This is a genomic window from Paenibacillus sp. BK720 (assembly GCF_011761545.1).
GTDB lineage: Bacteria > Bacillota > Bacilli > Paenibacillales > Paenibacillaceae > Pristimantibacillus.
Map to the genome: position 1 here is coordinate 809,830 of NZ_JAASRQ010000002.1, position 19,837 is coordinate 829,666.

Annotated in this window: 13 protein-coding genes and 1 pseudogene; 13 read left to right on the plus strand and 1 reads right to left on the minus strand. The window is 51.6% G+C overall.

Annotated elements, in window-relative coordinates:
- The first annotated feature begins 19 nt into the window (after nucleotides 1-19).
- The 13 genes and pseudogenes from FHT67_RS10380 (at nucleotide 20) to FHT67_RS10435 (ending at nucleotide 18,807) form a co-directional block, all read left to right on the plus strand.
- Nucleotides 20-1,381, plus strand: coding sequence for a GntP family permease (locus FHT67_RS10380; protein ID WP_167197891.1), 1,362 nt, complete (start codon nucleotides 20-22; stop codon nucleotides 1,379-1,381).
- A 50-nt stretch (nucleotides 1,382-1,431) separates the two neighbouring features.
- Nucleotides 1,432-2,970: a gluconokinase gene (gene gntK / locus FHT67_RS10385; protein WP_167197893.1), complete on the plus strand. Its 1,539-nt coding sequence runs from the start codon at nucleotides 1,432-1,434 to the stop codon at nucleotides 2,968-2,970.
- Nucleotides 2,971-3,698: 728 nt separating this feature from the next.
- A pseudogene (locus FHT67_RS10390) lies at nucleotides 3,699-6,953 on the plus strand (Ig-like domain-containing protein); the annotation flags it as partial.
- A gap of 132 nt (nucleotides 6,954-7,085) precedes the next feature.
- A complete protein-coding gene (locus tag FHT67_RS30665) occupies nucleotides 7,086-7,925 on the plus strand; it encodes a chitinase N-terminal domain-containing protein (RefSeq protein ID WP_481856699.1) in 840 nt (279 codons plus the stop codon).
- A gap of 150 nt (nucleotides 7,926-8,075) precedes the next feature.
- Nucleotides 8,076-9,236: a MalY/PatB family protein gene (locus tag FHT67_RS10395; RefSeq protein ID WP_167197899.1), complete on the plus strand. Its 1,161-nt coding sequence runs from the start codon at nucleotides 8,076-8,078 to the stop codon at nucleotides 9,234-9,236.
- A gap of 309 nt (nucleotides 9,237-9,545) precedes the next feature.
- Entirely contained in the window at nucleotides 9,546-11,003 is a 1,458-nt protein-coding gene (locus tag FHT67_RS10400; RefSeq protein ID WP_167197902.1) for an ABC transporter substrate-binding protein, read from the plus strand.
- A complete protein-coding gene (locus FHT67_RS10405; RefSeq protein ID WP_167197905.1) occupies nucleotides 11,000-11,905 on the plus strand; it encodes a carbohydrate ABC transporter permease in 906 nt (301 codons plus the stop codon). Before FHT67_RS10400 ends, FHT67_RS10405 begins: the two co-directional genes overlap by 4 nt.
- On the plus strand, nucleotides 11,902-12,735 hold the full coding sequence (locus tag FHT67_RS10410; RefSeq protein WP_132305867.1) for a carbohydrate ABC transporter permease: 834 nt from the start codon (nucleotides 11,902-11,904) through the stop codon (nucleotides 12,733-12,735). The genes FHT67_RS10405 and FHT67_RS10410 overlap by 4 nt, the downstream gene beginning before the upstream one ends.
- Before the next feature lie 105 nt (nucleotides 12,736-12,840).
- Nucleotides 12,841-13,851 carry a LacI family DNA-binding transcriptional regulator gene (locus FHT67_RS10415; RefSeq protein ID WP_132305865.1) on the plus strand — a complete coding sequence of 337 codons (1,011 nt, stop codon included), beginning with the start codon at nucleotides 12,841-12,843 and terminating at the stop codon, nucleotides 13,849-13,851.
- A 63-nt stretch (nucleotides 13,852-13,914) separates the two neighbouring features.
- Nucleotides 13,915-14,952 (plus strand): zinc-dependent alcohol dehydrogenase family protein, encoded by a 1,038-nt coding sequence (locus FHT67_RS10420; RefSeq protein WP_167197909.1) that lies wholly within the window; start codon nucleotides 13,915-13,917, stop codon nucleotides 14,950-14,952.
- Nucleotides 14,949-15,989 carry a Gfo/Idh/MocA family protein gene (locus FHT67_RS10425; RefSeq protein WP_167197912.1) on the plus strand — a complete coding sequence of 347 codons (1,041 nt, stop codon included), beginning with the start codon at nucleotides 14,949-14,951 and terminating at the stop codon, nucleotides 15,987-15,989. The genes FHT67_RS10420 and FHT67_RS10425 overlap by 4 nt, the downstream gene beginning before the upstream one ends.
- Before the next feature lie 22 nt (nucleotides 15,990-16,011).
- Nucleotides 16,012-16,794 (plus strand): HAD family hydrolase, encoded by a 783-nt coding sequence (locus tag FHT67_RS10430; protein ID WP_167197915.1) that lies wholly within the window; start codon nucleotides 16,012-16,014, stop codon nucleotides 16,792-16,794.
- Nucleotides 16,795-16,836: 42 nt separating this feature from the next.
- On the plus strand, nucleotides 16,837-18,807 hold the full coding sequence (locus FHT67_RS10435; RefSeq protein ID WP_167197918.1) for a glycoside hydrolase family 127 protein: 1,971 nt from the start codon (nucleotides 16,837-16,839) through the stop codon (nucleotides 18,805-18,807).
- Nucleotides 18,808-18,851: 44 nt separating this feature from the next.
- Here the strand turns inward: FHT67_RS10435 and FHT67_RS10440 are convergent, their stop codons facing one another.
- Complete coding sequence (locus FHT67_RS10440) at nucleotides 18,852-19,724, minus strand: dihydrodipicolinate synthase family protein (protein WP_132305855.1); 873 nt, start codon at nucleotides 19,722-19,724, stop codon at nucleotides 18,852-18,854.
- Between the last annotated feature and the right edge of the window lie 113 nt (nucleotides 19,725-19,837).

A 19,837-nucleotide genomic window follows, 5' to 3' on the forward strand; every position in this document is an offset into this window, starting at 1 on the left:
TTTTAGGAGGAATTACACCATGTTGCTATTTATCGTACTTGCGGCCATTGTTGTGCTGCTTTTGCTCATAACCGTTGCCAAGCTGAACCCGTTTGTCGCGCTTATTATCACGGCGATCGTGACGGGGCTTGCGGCTGGAATGCCCCTCGTGGCTACCGGGGATCAGACCGGCATTATCGATTCCATTAAGACAGGGATGGGGAATACGCTAGGCTTCCTGGCGATTGTGCTGGCACTTGGCACGATGCTCGGAAAAATGATGGCCGAATCCGGTGGCGCCGAGCGGATCGCACGGACCTTGATCAGATTGTTTGGAGAGAAGAGAGTCCATTGGGCGATGATGTTTGTTGCGTTTATCGTAGGCATTCCGGTCTTTTTCCAGGTCGGCTTCGTCTTGCTTGTACCGCTTATTTTCACCATTGCGAAGCAAACCGGTCTTTCGCTTGTCAAAATCGGCGTACCGCTGGTAGCGGGCTTATCCGTCGTACACGGTCTGGTTCCGCCTCATCCCGCTGCTATGGCGGCAGTTGGCATCTTTAATGCCGATATCGGAAAGACGATTTTGTATTCGATCATCGTTGGTCTTCCGACTGCAATCGTTGCCGGACCGCTGTATGGCAGCTGGATTGGCAAACGGATTCATAAGGAAGTACCGAAGGAAATGGGAGAGCAGCTTGCGGAAACGGACGAGAACCGTGAACTGCCCGGCTTTGCCAACACGCTCATCACGATTCTGATTCCGGTATTCCTGATGCTGATCGCTACGTTCGCGGACGTATTCGTGGAAAGCGGCTCGCTTGCCAAGGATGATACCCTGTTCCTTGCCGCCAAATTTGTTGGCGACCCGGTTGTGGCGCTTCTGATCGCAACGGTGTACTCGTTCTTCAGCTTAGGCTTTGCCCGCGGTATCAGCCGCGAGAAAATCTTGAAGTTCACAAACGACTGCCTTGCGCCTACGGCAACGATTCTGCTGGTTATTGGCGCGGGCGGCGCGTTTAACCGCGTCCTGCTGGATTCCGGCATCGGCGATTACATCGCTGATCTAGCCACCTCCTCGCATGTTTCGCCTATTCTATTGGGGTGGGGCATTGCGGCGATGATCCGGATCGCAACCGGCTCCGCGACCGTCTCGATGATGACGGCTGCGGGTATCGTGGCTCCAATCGCGGCGGCAATGCCGGGAACCAACGTGGAACTGCTTGTACTGGCGACAGGCGCAGGCTCGCTTATTTTGTCCCACGTGAACGACTCCGGCTTCTGGCTGATCAAAGAATATTTCGGCATGACGGTGAAGGAGACGCTCCTGACCTGGACGGCGCTGGAAACGATTATTTCCGTTGTTGCGCTTGTGCTCATTATGGCGCTGAATACGATCGTATAAAGGTTAGAGGTATGGTTCGTTTGGAAAGAGAGAAAGGAGAGTGAGCAGTCATGGCTTCCTCTTACGTAATCGGAACGGATATCGGAACAACAAGCACGAAATCCGTCTTGTTTGACAAGGCTGGACATGTTATCGCGACGCATACGATCGAATACCCGCTGTACTCGCCGAAGCCTGACGTAGCGGAGCAGGATCCGGATGAGATTTTCCGCGCGGTGGTTGGCACGATCAAGCAGGTTGTTTCCAAAGGCGGGGTTGGCGAGAAAGGCGTATTGTGCGTATCGTTCAGCTCCGCGATGCATAGCGTTATAGCGGTTGACGGCGAAGGCCGCCCGCTGACGCGCTGCATCACTTGGGCGGACAATCGCAGCGCGATGTGGACGGAACGGATTAAGAACGAGATGAATGGGCATCAGATTTATTTGCGTACGGGTACGCCACTGCATCCGATGTCTCCGTTGTCCAAGCTGGTATGGCTCCGGAACACGCAGCAGGACCTGTTCGCCCGCACGCGCAAGTTTATTTCCATCAAGGAATATGTGTTCCATCAGCTGTTCAGCCGGTACGTGATTGACTATTCGATTGCGTCGGCGACCGGGCTGTTTAATTTATCCCAGTTGGACTGGGATGCCGAAGCTTTGCGGGTGGCTGGCGTTACGCCGGAGCGGTTATCCGAGCCCGTGCCTACGACCTATGCGGTGGAAGGCCTAAAGGCGGAATGGGCTGCAGAGATGGGGCTGCCGGCTTCAACGCCATTCATCGTGGGGGCAAGCGACGGCGTATTGTCCAACCTTGGCGTGAATGCGATAGAACCGGGTACCGTTGCCGTAACGATCGGGACAAGCGGAGCAATCCGGGCTGTGACGGACCGGCCGGTGACCGATCCGAAGGGGCGGATCTTCTGTTACGCGTTGGCCGAAGATATGTGGGTGATCGGCGGTCCGGTCAACAACGGCGGAATGATATTCCGCTGGCTGAGAGATCAGCTTTGCGCCGCGGAGACCGAAACCGCTAAACGGCTTGGCAAGGATCCGTACGATATTCTGACGGAAATTGCCGCACGCGTGCCGGCGGGAGCGGACGGATTGTTATTCCATCCTTATCTCGCGGGCGAAAGGGCTCCGCTGTGGGATGCCCATGCAAGAGGCTCGTTCTTTGGTCTTGGCCTGCAGCATAAGAAGGAGCATATGATCCGCGCGGTGCTGGAAGGCGTGATTTTTAACCTCTTTACCGTGTATATGGCACTGGAGGAGCTGATTGGCCACCCGACGAAAATCCAGGCAACCGGCGGCTTTGCCCGCTCGGAGCTGTGGCGTCAGATGATGTCCGATATCTTCGAGCAGGAGGTCCATGTGCCGGAAAGCTTCGAAAGCTCATGCCTTGGCGCCGCGATTCTCGGCCTGTACAGTATCGGCGAAGTCGATTCCCTTCATGTCGTGTCGGGCATGATGGGAACCTCCCACAAGCATTTGCCCGAACAAGCCAACGTGGAGCGTTATAAGGAGCTGAGCCGGATCTACGTCCGGATTTCCAGATTGCTTACGTCCGAATACAAGGAAATTGCCGCTTATCAGAAAAAGTGGACTTAGAAAACGGGAGAGCCTGCGCGAGCGGGCTCTTTTATTTGTAATCACAATAGATTTTTAGTGTTTTAAACTATAATTTATCTAAATTTAATGTTGTACTTTAAACTAAAATTAAGTATGATAAGGTTGAAGCTCGAAGCATACATGTTTGTTCTTCGCCTGGGCGGAGGATAGGGCTGCTTCAAATAACGGGGGGGTGATGACCGAGATAAATGTAAGCGCTTCATTGAACAGGAGGATATGCGTATTGCTTGGGAGCTTTACTGCTTGGAATGTGCTTATAAGCGAATATTCCTGGGCGATCAGCCCGAAAGAGAGGTAAGGTTATAATGAAGAGAGGCAGCAGAAAATGGCCCCTTGTTTTGTCCGTATTGTTATTGTTTACGGGTATACTACCCGCAAATCTTGCGTTTGCCGATGATCGTTCATCGGCCGTTTATCAGGCTTCAATTGGGTATTCCGGTCAACAGGGAAATCAGAATTGGCGCTATCAGTACCGGGCATTTGATTCGGATGATTTTATAGATCTACCTGTTTACTCGAGCAATATTTGGTGGAAATCGGGCTTCAACTGGGATTGGGGAAAGGTTGCGGGCAATGAAATCACGCCGGGCTCGCTGGCGGATACGTCCCGCACCTTTGTTGCTCCGGATTCCGGAACCCTGGTCATTCAGGCTGCCCAGCCCATTACGATAAACCCGGGCACCTACGGCGGTGCTAGGCTGAAAATCATGCTGAACGACACGCAGATCTGGCCGCAAGCCGGTGATTGGGAAGCGATCAACGCGAATCAGACGATCAGCTTTAATGATCTGACGGCAACCGTGGCGAGAGGGGACCGTCTCTATTTTATCGCGAACAGCGGGGCAGATCATTCGAATGGGCAGGATGATATTAAATGGGACCCAATCATAACGTATTCCTCTGTCACCGATTCCGTCTCGCCAACCCAGGTTACGCTGGATCAGCATGAATTGACGTTAAACGTGGATGATGTGACAACGCTTAAGGCGGAGATCGCTCCTGCCGACGTGTCCAATCCAAGGTTGATCTGGTCATCCAGCGACCCGAATGTAGCTACTGTGAAAGACGGTGTCGTGACGGCCGTGTCAAGCGGCAAGGCCGTAATAACCGTGACGACGCAAGACGGCGGATTAACGGATAGCTGCTCGATTACTGCGATCGGATATCCGCTTTACAAGGCATCGGCCGGCTTCTCGGGCCAACAGGGCGCAGATAACTGGCGTTACCAATACCGTCTTTTCGGTTCTTCCGAATTTGAAGATCTACCCGTATTCAGCGGGGGAGGCTGGTGGAAAACAAGCAACAACTGGGATTACGGCAAATTATCGGGCAATCTTGTGACGCCGGGCACGCAGTCCGATACGGCGCGCACCTTTATCGCGCCTGCGACAGGAACCTTGACGATTAAAGCCGCTCAGCCGATTACCATTCATCCGGATACATACGGCGGCGCAAGATTAAAGGTTATGAAGAACGATAGCCAGATTTGGCCGGAGAGCGGAGAATGGGCATCCATTGGCAGCAAGGAAACAATCAACTTCCCGGATGTATCGACGCAAGTTTTGAAGGGAGACCGTATTTATTTCATAGCCAACAGCGGTGCGGATCACGCGAACGGATTTGACGATATTACATGGGACCCAACGCTGAAATACACCGATGTGACAGATACTATCTCCCCTTCGCAAGTCACATTGGACCAGCATGAGCTTACGCCTGGAATCGGCGAATCGATTGAGCTTCACGCCGCCATTTCCCCGGCAAATGCCACGAACACCAATTTGTATTGGAAATCCAGCAATCCGGAAGTTGCAGCTGTCAAGAACGGAATTGTTACGGTGGTCGGCCCAGGTACAGCAACCATAACCGTAACGACAGCCGATGGAGGTTTTATGGATCAAGCCCAAGTCGACGTAGACGGAAATGGCGCCACAACGAGAGTCGAGCTCATTTTTATGCTCGCTCAAGCCTTAAAGCTGTCAGGCTCGCCGTATCAGGGCATTTTCAACGACGTGGCGCAAGGCAATGCTTCCGCCGATTTACTGCAAGGCGCCTACGATAACGGTATCATAGATGAGCATTTGCTTAATAACGGCAGCATCCATCCGCTAGCGCCGTTAACAAGAGAAGAAGCAGCATCGATTCTTATTAACGGATATAACCACACCATGGAACAGAATGCCGTTCTTGGCGATATCGGCAATTTGGAGGATAAAGACGCAATCAGCGAGTGGGCCATCAAATACGTGCAGGCGGACAGCAAGCTTGGCATTGTTCAACCGAACGACCCGTATCCGGCCCAGTTTGAGCCGCAGGCAACCTTTACCCGATTCCAGGCCATCGAGATGATTCAAAGATTGCTGCTGTCGATGGACATGCAAGAAATGATCAATAAAGCGATCGCCGAGCATAAAAACAAAGTCGTGATTCCGCCCAATACGTACCGGATCGGTCTTAAAAGCGGCAGCGTGCTTATTCCGATCAGCGGTGCCCACGATCTGGAAATTGTCGCTGACGGCGTAACGGTAATCGGTACGACGTTAACCAGAGCGCTTTCCATTTCAAACAGCTCCAATGTTACGGTCAAAGGGATGACGATTAACTATGATCCGCTTCCTTTTACTCAAGGTCATGTGAAGGCGATAGCCCCCGATCTGTCCTACCTGGATATCGAACTGGACGCAGGCTACCCTCGCAAGCTTTATTCAAGGCTGACCGTGTATGATCCGGCGACCAAATTCCAGAAGCACCGCATTAATCATTTATGGGGAACAAAAGCTTCCTGGAATCCGGACGGTACAATGCGAATTTCGTTACAGGGCGTTGGCTCCAACGTGGATGTAGGCGATCCGGTGACAATGGCCGGCGGCCCCGAAGGAAACGGCATTCCGCATGGCATTACGGTTGGGGGAAGCAGCGGTATTGTGTTTAAGGATGTAACGCTGAATACGGCGCCGGGCTTTGGCTACCTAGAGGCAGGCAGCGAAGGCGGGACGGTGCTTGACGGCTTCAAGCTTATTCCCGGTCCTGCTCCGAAAGGCGCAACAGAGAAGCCATTGCTTACGGCAGTGTGGGATGGCATCCAATTCAAAACGGCTAAAAAAGGTCCAATCGTTGAAAACTCCGTCATTCACAATGCCGGGGACGACTCCTTTAGCATTCAGTCGGGCGACATAGGCGTCGTGAAGGTGGCCGATGATGAGATTACGATTGTGCTCCGCGACGGAAGCCAGGAGCTTGAGGTCGGAGACAGGCTGAAGCGGTTTAATTCTTCGCCGGAAGCAATCGTAACAGCTGTGCAGAAAGTGACGAAGGCTGACGCCGGCATTGACCCTGCTTTACTGCAGAAAATCAATAGTGCCGCCGATTGGACGCCATGGAGATTTACGGAAGAGACGTATTACAAGATCAAACTGGATCGTCCGTCTCCATTCCGGGTAGAGGACTTTATCTTTTCTCCCGACCGGATGGGCAACGGATTCATATTCCGGAATAACGAAGTCTACAGCCCTGGACGCGGAATGCTGCTGAAAGCCGGCGATGGCCTTATCGAGAACAATACGTTCCGCGGAGGCGACAAGGCGATTATGGTATCTCCGGAGGATGTAACGGATTCGCATGCAGGCGCTGCGCAAAATCTGATTATCCGCAATAACAAAATTATCGGCACAGGGTACCATCATTTTATGCCATGGTCCGATCAAGCAGGCGCAATCGGCTTCGCGGCTGGGAATATTACCAGCATGAAAGCCTTTGACAACATTCTGATCGAGAACAACACGTTTGACTCCGTAAATGGCTTGAATCTCAATCTCAGCAGCGTCTCGAACGCGATCGTTAAGGACAACAAGTTCCTGAATACTCACCTCGAGGATCCGGGCAACAATGGCGCGGACAAAGGGATTGATCCTACGTCGGTTATTTTTGTCCGCAATTCGGAGCATGTGACCTTTACCGACAATGTGATTGACCGGATGGGGCCTTATTCGACATTGCCAGTGAATATACAGCAGCCGTCAAGCGATATCGTTGGGGCGGATACGGGGGTTACGGTACTTGATCCTTCGCCGCTTAATAAGCTCAGCGAGTTAATCATGACAGCAAGTAAAACATCGCTGCGGCCGGGCGATACGGCCACTACGAAATTAGAAGCCAAATTAAGCAGCAATGTGCCAGCATCGTTGATTGGCGCCTCCGTCACGTATAATTCCAACAAGGCTTCGGTAGCAACCGTTGATTCAAAAGGCGTCATTACCGCGGTTGCCGATGGTAAGGCAGTGATAAAAGTTACGGTAAATCTGAACGGGACGGTAAAATCGAGCGAGCTCACGATCCGAGTAGCTAAGCCTAAATATACAGGCGTTCCCGGTACGCCTGTTCTGTCCAGCGATAACGGATATAGCGGACTGAAGGACGGGAACTATACCGTTTCGATGAATATGTGGTGGGGAAACAACGGCGACGTATTGAAGCTGTACGAGAATGGCGTCCTGATTTCCACCCAGACGTTGACGGAAAACTCCCCGTCCGCTCAAGTCGCGAATGTTAAAGTGAATGGCAAAGCGAACGGAACCTACACGTATACGGCCGAGCTAATCAATACCTTCGGATCAACCGTCAGCCAGCCGCTTGTTGTAGATGTAACGGATGCTGCGCCAGGCAAACCGGTGCTTTCCCATGATAATTGGGATGGAGACGGCAATTTCACGTTAACGTTTAACATGTGGTGGGGCACCAATGCAACGGAATACAAGCTGTACGAAAACGATAAGCTGATTGAGTCGAAGCCCTTAACCGCGGCTACCCCAAACGCGCAAAGCGCCTCTATCAAGCTCTCTGGTAAATCGATTGGCGAATATGATTACAGGATCGAGCTAATCAATGCGGGAGGAGTTACTTCAAGCGATAAATTGCTGGTTCGCGTAACCAAGTAAAAAGAAAATTACGACGCAGCATCACTTCATCGTGGTGCTGCTTTTTTGCTTGCCATCCGCGTGTTGACGTTCCCTTATGGGCATTGCTGGCGGGAGTTGTGCTATTATAAGTTAGGCAGAAGTTTGGGAACAGAAAAGGTGGCATGCAAGATGAAGTATGATTTTGACGAAGTGGTTAACCGGAAAAATACGAACAGCTTCAAGTGGGATTCGGCAAAGGATAAAGAAGATATCGTACCGATGTGGGTTGCGGATATGGACTTCAAGGCTGCCGATCCAATCCTTCGGGCATTGGAGAGCAAGCTGCGGCATGGGGTATTTGGTTATGCCCATTTACCTGAGGCTTATTACGGGGCGGAGATCCATTGGTGGCAGAAGAGGCATGACTGCTTGATCGAAAAAGATTGGATCGCTTTTACTCCCGGCGTTATTCCGGCTTTGGCAGCTATTATTCAAGCTTTTTCGAGTCCGGGAGATAAGGTGCTTATTCAAGCCCCGGTGTATAACAGCTTTTACGGCATTATAAAAAGCAACGGCCGCGAGATCGTTGAGAATAACTTGATTAATACGGGCGAGTCGTATGAAATCGACTTTGAGGATTTCGAGAAGAAGGCATCGGACGAGTCCGTTAAGCTGTTTATTTTGTGCAATCCCCATAACCCGGTAGGAAGAGTGTGGAGCAGGGAGGAGCTGGAGCGTCTAAGCGCCATTTGCCGAAAGCATCGGGTCCTTGTTGTGGCCGATGAAATTCACAGGGATCTCGTGTTTGAAGGTCGGCCTTACGTGCCGTATGCTTCGCTTGACGCGAACAACTCCATCACCTGCACCTCTCCGAGCAAAACCTTTAACATTGCCGGATTAAAAATGGCGAACATCATTACGGCTAACATGGATTACAAGGAAAAAGTGAAGCAGGTTATGCTCGCTAGCGGCATTCACGATCCGAACGTATTCGGGATTGAAGCGTTTATCGCTGCTTATACCGAAGGGGAAGAGTGGCTGGATCAGCTCTTGGTCTATCTGAAAGAGAATCGCGATTATTTCCTCTCGTTTGTCCGGGAACGGCTTCCGAATCTCAAGGTTATTGCACCGCAGTCGACGTATTTGATGTGGCTGGATTGCAGAGCTCTAGGGATCGGATCCGAGGAGCTAAGCCGCAAATTATTTGACGAAGCAGGCCTTCGGATTAACGAGGGATCTACTTACGGAAATGCCGGAGACGGGTTTATTCGCATTAATATCGGCTGTTCGCGCGCGATTTTGACAGAAGGCCTGAACAGACTCGAACATGTAATCAAGACAATTAAATAATTTGTCGGGCAGTGTCATTTGCCGGTTCCAATTTCAATTTTGGAGCCGGCTTTTTGTATTGGCTATCCTGGAAAATCACTCCAAAATTACGACGGATTATTGTTGAATAATTACTCTGAATTGTCTGATTTCTATAATTGACCATTCCTTAACAATCCTTTTATAATGACGCTGTAACCTACATTAACGATAATGTTAACGAAAATGGAGGTGTGAACAAGCAAAATCAGAGTGCAAACATCATGACTTGCAGCATTGGTTGAAAGAAAGAGAGTGGGGATCTTTAACCAATTCCAGGGAGGTAAGTCAATGAGAAAAACAGTAGGAATGGCATCGGTAACTTTGTTAGCGCTTTCGGTCATGATGGCCGGCTGCGGCAGCAGCAACGGGAATAACGGCAATAGCGGTACGACCGGTAACTCGGAAGTAAAAGAGACCTCCGGCAATACCGCATCAACGTCAAATACTCCGGCCGGTAACGCGGGCGGGGAAGAGCCGGCGAAGCATGATCCGGTGACGCTTAAGTATACGTTCTGGGGAAGCCCAAACGAGAAGAAGGTTCAGGAAGCGGCGATCAAATCCTTTACGGAGAAATATCCGTGGATTAAGGTTAATACTCTCCATATACCGGAGTCCTATACGACCAAGCTGACAACGATGGCCTCTTCGAATCAGATGCCCGACATTGGACTTCTGAATGGCGATGTCGCGCTGGAATGGGCCTCGCAGGGCCGAATCTACAACATTATGGATTTCCTTGCGAATGATCCGGATGTCAGCGTAAACGATATTTTGCCTAACACGATGTATTACTGGGAGGAAGGAAAGCTGGCAGGAGTAAACGGAGCGCTGGAAGCTTTCGCTTTGTTCTACAATAAGGAAGCCTTTACGGATGCCGGTTTGCCGCTCCCGCCGACTAAAGCCGATGAAGCGTATACGTGGGAGCAATTTGTGGAAACGGCGCAAAAGCTGACGCTGGACCAAAAAGGCCGGAATGCGCTTGATCCGGATTTCGATCCGAAGTCGATCAAGCAATTCGGGGTAACGATGCCTCTCTGGGCGTACATGAACGGAGTAACGTCAAACGGGGGACAGTTCGTGAACGAGGAGGGTACCGAGTTCAAGCTGGCTGATCCGGAAGCGGCCGAAGCGATTCAGCAATGGGCCGATCTGATTAACAAATACCATGTTGCCCCTTCGCCAACCCAGTCGAAGAACATTCCTTCCGGCGCCAATGCATTATCCTCCCGCAAGGTGGCCATGACGCTTGACGGCCAGTGGAGTCTGGTTGATCTTGGCGCAGCGAAAAAGCTGAACTTCGGAATTGGCGTCACCCCCGTCATGAAGAGCAAAGCTACGATGACCTTAGGAGAGCCGATCGTGATTTTCAAGGATACCAAACACCCGGAAGAAGCCTGGATGCTGTACAAGTGGATGATGAATCCGGAAAATACGCTGGAGCTGCAAACGAGCGGACTGTGGATGCCGGTTCTGAAGAAATGGTATGAGAATGCGGATTTGGTTGCGAAGTGGGCAGCCGGCAATCCGGCTCATCCGGATGGCTACCAGGATGCGGTGATGAGAAACGCCTTTGACAACGGCTTCCCGAATACTTCTTATTACGTGAAGAATTTGTCCAAAATCAACAGCATTATCGATCCGGCTCTCGAGCAGGTCTGGCTCGGCAAGACAACGGCGCAGGAAGCATTAACCAAGATCAAGCCCCAAGTGGAGAAAGAGCTGAAAGGGGTTTATACGGAGCGATGATCACCGGGAAGAAGCTTTGGAATAAAGAGGCCCGGGCCGGCATTCTGTTTGCGTCACCGGTTATTGCCGGTTTTCTGATCTTCGTCCTGGGGCCGATGATTGCCAGCTTTATATTCAGCTTGTCGGAATACAACGTCATCACTCCCTTGAAAATAATCGGCTTCTCCAACTATGCCGACTTGTTCGACGGTACGGATCCGCTATTTTACAAGTCGCTTGGCGTTACGGCCTATTATGTCATCCTGAGCGTGCCTTTGCAGATCTTGCTGGCTTTTATGGTGGCGCTGCTGCTGAATCATCCCATTAAAGGAAAAGCTTTCTTTCGCACCGTCTTTTACATGCCAACGATCGTTCCTGCCGTAGCTTCGTCGATGATCTGGCTGTGGCTCTTTGATCCGGACCTGGGACTGCTCAATCAGCTGCTCAAAGTATTCGGCATTCCCGGACTGCAGTGGATTTATTCCGAAAATCTTGCCGTACCGTCCCTGGTATTGATGAGCTTATGGACGATTGGCGGCACAATGGTTATTTTCCTGGCCGGGCTTCAAGGCATTCCGAAGCATCTGTACGAATCGGTGGAGGTTGACGGCGGCGGCCCGCTGCATAAACTGTTCTCGATTACAATCCCGCTTATGACGCCTACGATTTTCTTTAATCTGATCATGGGATTCATCGGAAGCTTTCAGGTATTCGGGCAGGCCTACATCATGACGCAAGGCGGACCTAACAATGCGACGCTATTCTACTCCTATTATCTGTACCGCGAAGCGTTCGAATTCTCCAGCATGGGCAGCGCTTCGGCAATCGCTTGGGTGATGTTCCTGATCATTCTGGCGTTGACGATGATGGTATTCAAAACATCCGCCCTATGGGTATACAGCGAAAGCGAGGGAAAACGATGATCAGAGGCCGATTGTTATCCCGATCACTCATCTATTTGCTGCTCGCTGCCGGAACCTGTCTCTGCCTGTTTCCTTTCTACTGGCTGCTGCGTAGTTCGTTTATGGATCAGTCGGATATATTTGTTATCCCCCCGATCTGGATTCCCCAAGACTGGTTGATCAGCAACTACCGGGAGGCGCTGACGATTCTGCCGTTTAACCGGTATTTTCTGAACACGTTGATCATAGTTGTGCTGGAGGTATCCGGGGTGGTGCTGTCGAGCTCGATCTGCGCTTATTCGTTTGCCAGACTGCGGTGGCCGGGGAGAAACCTCGTGTTTATGGTCATCCTGACCAGCATGATGCTTCCCGGAGCGGTGACGCTAATCCCTCAATACGTCGGATGGGCGAAGCTAGGGGCGACCAACACGTTTATCCCATTGACGCTTCCGGCATGGTTCGGCGGAGGAGCATTTAACGTATTCCTGCTCAGACAGTTTTTTATGACCATTCCGAAAGAACTGGATGAAGCGGCACTGGTTGACGGAGCGGGGTACTTCCGGATCTACAGCCGGATCATGCTGCCGCTGCTTGTACCTGCTCTTGTCGTAGTCGGATTGTTCTCTTTCCTGAACGGCTGGAACGACTTTATGGGACCGCTCATTTATTTGAGCGACGAGAAGCTGTATACCTTAGCGCTTGGGCTGCAAACCTTCAAAGGCATGTATAATGCGCAGTGGCATTTAATGATGGCGGCAACAACCGTCGTGCTTCTGCCAGCGATGCTGGTCTTTTTCCTCGGGCAGAAATACTTTGTGGAAGGCATCGTCATGACCGGATTAAAAGGTTAATAAGCTGTTCTCCTCTGGATAATTGACTCCAAAAATGGCAAGTGCTAATCTATTTAACAAACAAGAGAGTCTAGCAAACACATACTAGTAGCTGGGGGAGAAAGCATGGAAGGCAGGAAAGTGACACTGAAGGATCTGGCCGTAAAAGCCGGGCTTTCGGTCAACACCATCTCAAGAGCTCTGAAGGACAAAGAGGATATCGCGGCCTCCACCCGGCAGATGATCAAGGATTTAGCCAAGGAAATGGGTTACGTCGGCAACGCGCTTGCCGGTTCGCTCCGGTCGGGTCTGACCCGAACGATTGCGGTTATCGTCAGCGATGTCGCCAACCCGCACTTCGGCATTATGGTGAAGGAAATCGAGAAGTCGGCGCGCAAGCATCATTACACGATCTTTGTCATTAACACGGAAGATGATTACGAGATGGAAGAGAGGGCCATCTACACCGCCATCGGTAAAAATGTGGATGCGATCATCATCTGTCCTTCCCAGCGGGGAGCCGATAACATCCGGTTTCTGCAGAAGAACGGCGTGCCGTTCGTGCTGATCGGCCGAAGGTTCAAGGATGAGCCGGAATTCGATTACGTTATTTGCGATGACTGCAAGGGCGGATATCTCGCAACCAAGCATCTCATTGACAGCGGGCATAAAAGAGTGTTGTTCCTGAACGGTCCCATCCGGATTTCCAGTGCGCAGGAGCGGCTTGAAGGGTATAGGCGTGCACATGAGGAAGCGGGCTTGCCCGTGCTTGAGGAGCTGATTATTGAGGTTGGAGCTTCCGCTGGTGATACACGGCAGGTTATGAAGCAGCTTATCGAGCAGCAGACGGCATTTACCGGAATCTTTGCTTTCAATGATGTAATCGCCTGGGAAGCGGCATATGTATTAAGCAAATACAGCTTTAAAGTGCCGGAGGATTATTCGGTCATCGGCTTTGACAACATCCAGTCGCGGATTTTTATCCCGTTCCAGCTGTCCTCGGTCAGCAATTCCAAGGGTAAAATGTCCAAGCGGGCCGTTGATATTGTGTTGCACAAGATCAACCATCCGGATTCGAAGCAAAAGTTTAACGAGATTATTGATACCAAGTTGGTCTTAAGGGATAGCACCAGATAGGATGCGGCCCTTTTTACCTTATAACATGAACGATAATGTGAACGGTTAAGGAGATGGAAGAAGATGAATCAAGTCATCCAAGTGCCACAAACAATGAACATTCCGCTTTTTGTAGGGCAAGGGAAAATCGAATACGGCGAAAAGCCGGTACCCGCACCGGGCAAAGGACAACTGCTGCTGCAGGTAAAAGCGAACGCTCTATGCGGGTCGGACCGCAGCCAGTACTATGAAGGAAGCACGACCGTTCCCGGTCACGAAGCGGCGGGTATTGTCGTTGGTGCCGGTGATGGCGTTACAACGGCAATCGGGACGCCTGGGGTTGTGTTCTTGATGGACTTCTGCGGGGAATGCCGCAGCTGCAAGCTGGGCTTCACGAACCAATGTCTGAATAAGAGAGCGGATTACGGCTTTACTCATGATGGTGGTTATACGCCTTATATCGTTGTTAATGAGAACGTCTTCTTCCCGATTGATCCTTCTATTCCGCTGGCTGACTCAACGATGCTTCTCGATATTATGGGCACAGGCGGACACGCTATTAAGCGCGCAAAGCTGGTTCATCCGGATATTCGGTCCGTTCTTATTGCGGGAGCCGGTCCTATCGGTCTTGGCGTGCTTGCCATGGCGAAGCTGCTGCTTGGCGAAGAAACTCCGGTCTTTATTATGGATTACGTCGATTATCGTCTGGAGCTTGCGGAGAAGATGGGAGCTATTCCGGTGCAGCTGGCGATTCAATCGGTTCAGGAGGTCATCAAGGCTGCCGGTCTTGAAGGCGCGGATATTGCCATTGATACAAGCGGCAAAACCTCCGGCCGCCGTACGTCACTGGAAGCGCTTAACCAGCGCGGCGTGCTGGTCTGCGTCGGTCATGGGCAAGAGCTGAATGTCGGCGTATCGAATGATCTGATTGCCCCTGAACGCGCCGTGCTAGGAAGCGAGTATTTCCAATTTAACGAGCTGGCCGAGAATCATGCCCTTATTCTTAAGCATCTTCCTTACTTGCGGCAGATAATTACGCATCGATACGGCCTGGATCAAATTCAGGAGGCTTACGAGCTCTTCTTCCAAGGAAATACCGGAAAGGTGTTAATCGAACAATGAACAATGCGGACAAAAAGCTGAAGGTAGCGTTAATTGGCACCGGGGGAGCGGTAAGCAGCCTGGGAAGATCGGAAGGCTTCCAATCGGCTGGCAGCTGGGGCTTGCAGCATGCACGGATTTGGGAAGGAAGACCGGATGTGGACTTCTGTGCAATCGTGGGACGCAACGCTGCCCGGACAGAGGAAAAAGCGGCGTTGTTCGGAACCAAAGGGTATACGCGTATTGCCGATATGCTTGAAAAAGAAACGCCGGATTTGGTCAGCATGTGCCTGCCGAATCAGGGCCATTTCGATGCAACATTGGAAGTAATCCGGGCGGGGTTTCCGTTATTGGTCGAAAAGCCGCTGGTATTCAGCCTGAAGGAAGCTGACATTCTGCTTAATGAAGCGGCTAAGCGCAACGTATTTTTCGCGATCAATTTCAACCACCGGTTCGCCAAGCCGGTACAGCTGGCGCATGTTGCCATTCAGGGAGGAAAGCTCGGCGAGCTTTCCTTCGCAACCTGGCGCTTCGGCGGAGAAGGAAGCAGTGATCATCCGCATGCCAATCTCATCGAAACGCAGTGCCATGGCTTTGATATGCTGGAGTATTTATGCGGTCCGATTGAATCGGTTATGGCGGAAATGACGGACATGACGGGCGGCGGCTACCGGACCTTATCGCTTGCTTTGCGCTTCGAGAATGGAGCAGTCGGCAGTCTGGTTGGAAGCTATGATTCTTCTTATGCATATCCGGATACGCACCGCATCGAGATTAACGGCTCGCTTGGCCGCTGCGTTATACAGGATACGGTGAAGAAATATACATTCCACGCCGCAGGCAATGAGGTCGGGGAAAGCTGGGAGGCCGGTTATTTCAACGACGTTGACCGTGATTTTCACCGTACGTTTGATTACCATGTTGATGCATTGCTTCAGGCATTGCGCAACGGCGAAGCGCCTCCGGTTCATGCTTCGGCGGGTTACCGGGCGCTGCTGATTGCGGAAGCCGCAATCCAATCCTATGAGCTTGGACGCAGAGTACGCGTTGAGAAGTAAAAGGCGAAGAGGTGGTTGAACGTTGATTAAGCTCTTTGTATCGGATATTGACGGCACGTTGATGGACAGAAGCAAGCAGATTTGCAAGGAGGATATAGACGCTATACGCTTGGCTTACCGGCAGGGTGTCCATATTTGTCTGGCTTCCGGAAGGATGTATGAGGAGATCAAGGTCGTTATGGAGCTCCTGGACATCCCTTGCTATGCCGTTTGCCAGAACGGGGCAACCATTGTGGACCGGAATGGAACCGTCATTCGGGCCAGCAAGTTCCAGGCTGATCTGGCGCTTGCGGTGCAGCGGATGACAGAACCGGCCGAGCTGGTTACCGTTATTTGCGGCAGCGAGGGCAATTACGTTGCCGAGCAAACGGCGGAGACGGAGCATGTAGGCACGCGCTTCCTGACACCGTTAATCGAGCGCCGCCAAGTCATTGAAGAGATGGCAAACGGAATGCCGGTTACGAAGTTTTCCATCTATGGCGAGGTTCCTCTGCTGGAGCAGATGCTTGAGACTCTGGATCAACGGTTTGCAGACCGGATTACGGCATCGTTCTCCGACCCTGACGGCATTGATGTCATGCCCGGCGGCGTTGATAAAGGTGCGGCTGTTGAGGCTCTCATGCAATTATTGGATATCCGCAGGGAAGAGACGGCCTGTATTGGCGATTCGTTTAATGATTTGGCGATGTTCCGCATTTGCTCCCGCAGCTTTGCCATGTCTCATGCCCATGGCACTGTTCTGACAACGGCCACCCATCGGGCTGACACCGTTGCTCAAGCTATATATGATTTGATCGCGGTATGACGGATGAATACAATTCCATTCCATGCGAAGGGGTGTCCAAGTTTGACTTTCGAAGCAACCCGGCTTAATAAGAAGACAACAACCTACAAGTATCAGACGGTGAACAATGTGCCCGTTCAAGCCGTCCGCATCCAGGATGCATTCTGGGAGCCCAAATTAAAGGTGCTGCATGAAGTAACCGCCTATGATGTGCTTCACAAATTCGAGAATGACGGAGCTTTGCGAAATTTTGATTTCGTAGCGGAGGGAACCGTCGGATTCCATTCCGGAGAGCCTTGGTTCGATGGACTCGTCTACGAAACCATCCGCGGGATCTCCGATATACTGGCCGTTTCCCCTGATGAGCGTTTGGATGGTAAAGTCGATGGGATTATCGAAAAAATCGTCCGTGCCCAAGAAGCTGGCGGCGACGGTTATATCAACACCTATACGCAGCTTGACCGTCCCGGCCAGCGCTGGGGCGAGAACGGAGGATTCTTAAGATGGCAGCATGATGTTTATAATGCCGGTTGTCTGATCGAAGCAGCTGTTCATCATTATAAAGCCACGGGTAAAACATCCCTGCTCAAAGCAGCGGTCCGGTTCGCCAATCATATGAGCGGCATAATGGGGCCTCCGCCTAAACGGAATATTGTCCCTGCCCACTCGCTGCCGGAGGAGGCGGTTCTGAAGCTGTATCAGCTGGCTCTGGATGAGCCGGAGCTTGGCGCGGCGATGCAGGTTCCTTTCATCGCTTCGGATTATCTTGAACTTGTTACGTTCTGGATTCGCAACCGGGGCAATCATGAAGGCAGATATTCGCATGGCGGGGAGTATGCGCAGGACCATAAACCGGTTCTGGAGCAGGAGGAAGCGGTAGGGCATGCGGTTCGCGCCACATTGCTGTACACGGGTCTGACCGCTCTTTATTTATGCACGGGAGAGAAGCCTTATTTAGAGACGGCGAGGAAGCTGTGGGATAATATTTCGTACCAGAAATCTCATATTACCGGCGGTGTGGGGGCGGTTCACCATGACGAGAAGTTTGGCGCAAACTATGAATTGCCGGATAACGGCTATTTGGAGACTTGCGCTGGCGTTGGCATGGGCTTCTTCAGCTGGAATCTGTTCCTTGCTACCGGAGAAAGCCGTTATATCGACAAGCTGGAGACGATTATATACAATATCGTATTGGCTGGGCGTTCGATGGACGGTCATAAATACTTTTACGAGAATCCGCTGGTCAGCAAAGGCGGTCATAACCGGTGGGAATGGCATAGCTGCCCTTGTTGTCCGCCGATGATTATGAAGCTTTTGCCGGAGCTTGCTTCGTATATTTACGCCTATGACGGAAAAGGAGCATTCGTCAATCTCTATATTGGAAGCGAAAGCGAGCTGCTAATCGGCGATGTTCCGGTAACGATCAAGCAGCAGACGAATTATCCTTGGTCAGGCGCGGTTGGCATTACGGTTACGCCGGAGAGGAAAGCCCAGTTTGACTTGCGGCTGCGCATTCCGGAATGGTGCGGGCAATATGTTATCCGAGTGAACGATCAGGCAGCCGACTCTGAGCTGGAAAACGGCTATGCCGTCTTGAACCGGGTATGGTCTCCGGGGGATCGGATTCAGCTTGAGCTGGATATGCCTGTTCATTTGGTGGAGGTTCATCCGAATGTAAAGACGCATGCCGATAAAGCGGCCATCCGGCGCGGGCCGGTGTTGTACTGTCTGGAATCGGTAGATAATGAAAAGGTGGAAAACGGCACTATTCTTTATTCCCGCGAAGCGCTGCGAGTTAATCATATGGACCGCAAGCTGCCGCTTCAGCCGGTATTCGAGACGAAGCATGACGACGGCTTCTTCGATGGTGCCGTTCTTATCCGGACAACAGATGCGGACGGCCGTCCCATTACGGCGGTTCCTTATCCCTACTGGAATAACCGCTCCCGGGGAACAATGGTTCTCTGGCTCAAGCATGAGCATACCGTCCGCCAGGAAGGCTGGGAGAATAAGCTGTACCGCATAATCGAATAGTACGCGGAAGGCGCCTTGCAATTTTTGCATGGCGCCTTCCGTTTTTAATGCAAGACGTTGGTGACCGCTGCTGCTTCCTCAGCCGTTAGCGGAGTGAGAGGTTCGCGGAAGCCTCCGGCGACGATTCCTTGAGCTGCAAGGCGGTGACGGATAACTCTGACCCAACCGATGCTTCCGAGCAGCTCCAGCTTAGGCCGGAGAGGGTTTAGCATCAACGCTGCTTCTTCCAGTTGCCCCGAGCCTAGGAGGCCAACGATTTCTTTTAATTCATTCGGAAACAGATTTCCCGCAACGCTTGTGAGACCGGTATATCCTTTGGCGGAATAGTCAACGATTGTCGAGTCGATTCCGGATAACACTTGAAAGTCTTCTCCAAGCTCATCTCTAATCCCTTTGACGACATCCGGGTTGCCCGCTTCTTTTAATGCTCTTATTTGAGGGAACCTCCTCGCCAAACTTATTAGGGTTTGAGGCTCCAGATTAAATCCCGTTCGTACCGGATTATTGTAAAGCATAACGGGCAGAGCCGTCGCTGAGCATACCGCTTCAGCATAGATTGCGGCTTCGCGTTGGCTTGGGCGGACATAGGGCGGAAAGCCAAGCATAATCGCCGTTTGTCCAGCTTTTTCAGCCTCCAACGCCAGTTGGACGGCGTCACGAGTTCGAATCGCTGCCACTCCCGCGTACAAAGGAAACTCTGCTGAAGCGGCCTGTCTGGTCAGACGATAGAGACTTCTTCTCTCTTCCAAGGACAAGGAGTGCTGTTCACCGGTCGATCCTCCGACGAGCAGGGCGGGGACCTGATGTTCCCAATAGTAACGAACCAAATGATGGATTCCTTGTTCGTCAATCGTGTCGTCCTGACGGAAAGGCGTGATGATAGCTACGCTATAAGGGGAGAAACGGAATGTAGACATTTTGCTGCGGCCTCCTTTATGAAGCAAGAACGGATTCTTTTCGCTATACTAGCATATTGGATGATTGATAGGAAGGCCAGGATTCGTTATAGTTGGAGATAGATACTCGTTTC

Excerpts from the sequence above, each read along its gene's own strand:
- FHT67_RS10380 (WP_167197891.1), top strand. The coding sequence starts at position 20 with ATGTTGCTATTTATCGTACTTGCGGCCATTGTTGTGCTGCTTTTGCTC.
- FHT67_RS10420 (WP_167197909.1), top strand. The coding sequence starts at position 13,915 with ATGAATCAAGTCATCCAAGTGCCACAAACAATGAACATTCCGCTTTTT.
- gntK (WP_167197893.1), top strand. The coding sequence starts at position 1,432 with ATGGCTTCCTCTTACGTAATCGGAACGGATATCGGAACAACAAGCACG.
- FHT67_RS10440 (WP_132305855.1), bottom strand. The coding sequence starts at position 19,724 with ATGTCTACATTCCGTTTCTCCCCTTATAGCGTAGCTATCATCACGCCT.
- FHT67_RS10415 (WP_132305865.1), top strand. The coding sequence starts at position 12,841 with ATGGAAGGCAGGAAAGTGACACTGAAGGATCTGGCCGTAAAAGCCGGG.
- FHT67_RS10410 (WP_132305867.1), top strand. The coding sequence starts at position 11,902 with ATGATCAGAGGCCGATTGTTATCCCGATCACTCATCTATTTGCTGCTC.
- FHT67_RS10400 (WP_167197902.1), top strand. The coding sequence starts at position 9,546 with ATGAGAAAAACAGTAGGAATGGCATCGGTAACTTTGTTAGCGCTTTCG.
- FHT67_RS10405 (WP_167197905.1), top strand. The coding sequence starts at position 11,000 with ATGATCACCGGGAAGAAGCTTTGGAATAAAGAGGCCCGGGCCGGCATT.
- FHT67_RS30665 (WP_481856699.1), top strand. The coding sequence starts at position 7,086 with ATGACAGCAAGTAAAACATCGCTGCGGCCGGGCGATACGGCCACTACG.
- FHT67_RS10425 (WP_167197912.1), top strand. The coding sequence starts at position 14,949 with ATGAACAATGCGGACAAAAAGCTGAAGGTAGCGTTAATTGGCACCGGG.
- FHT67_RS10395 (WP_167197899.1), top strand. The coding sequence starts at position 8,076 with ATGAAGTATGATTTTGACGAAGTGGTTAACCGGAAAAATACGAACAGC.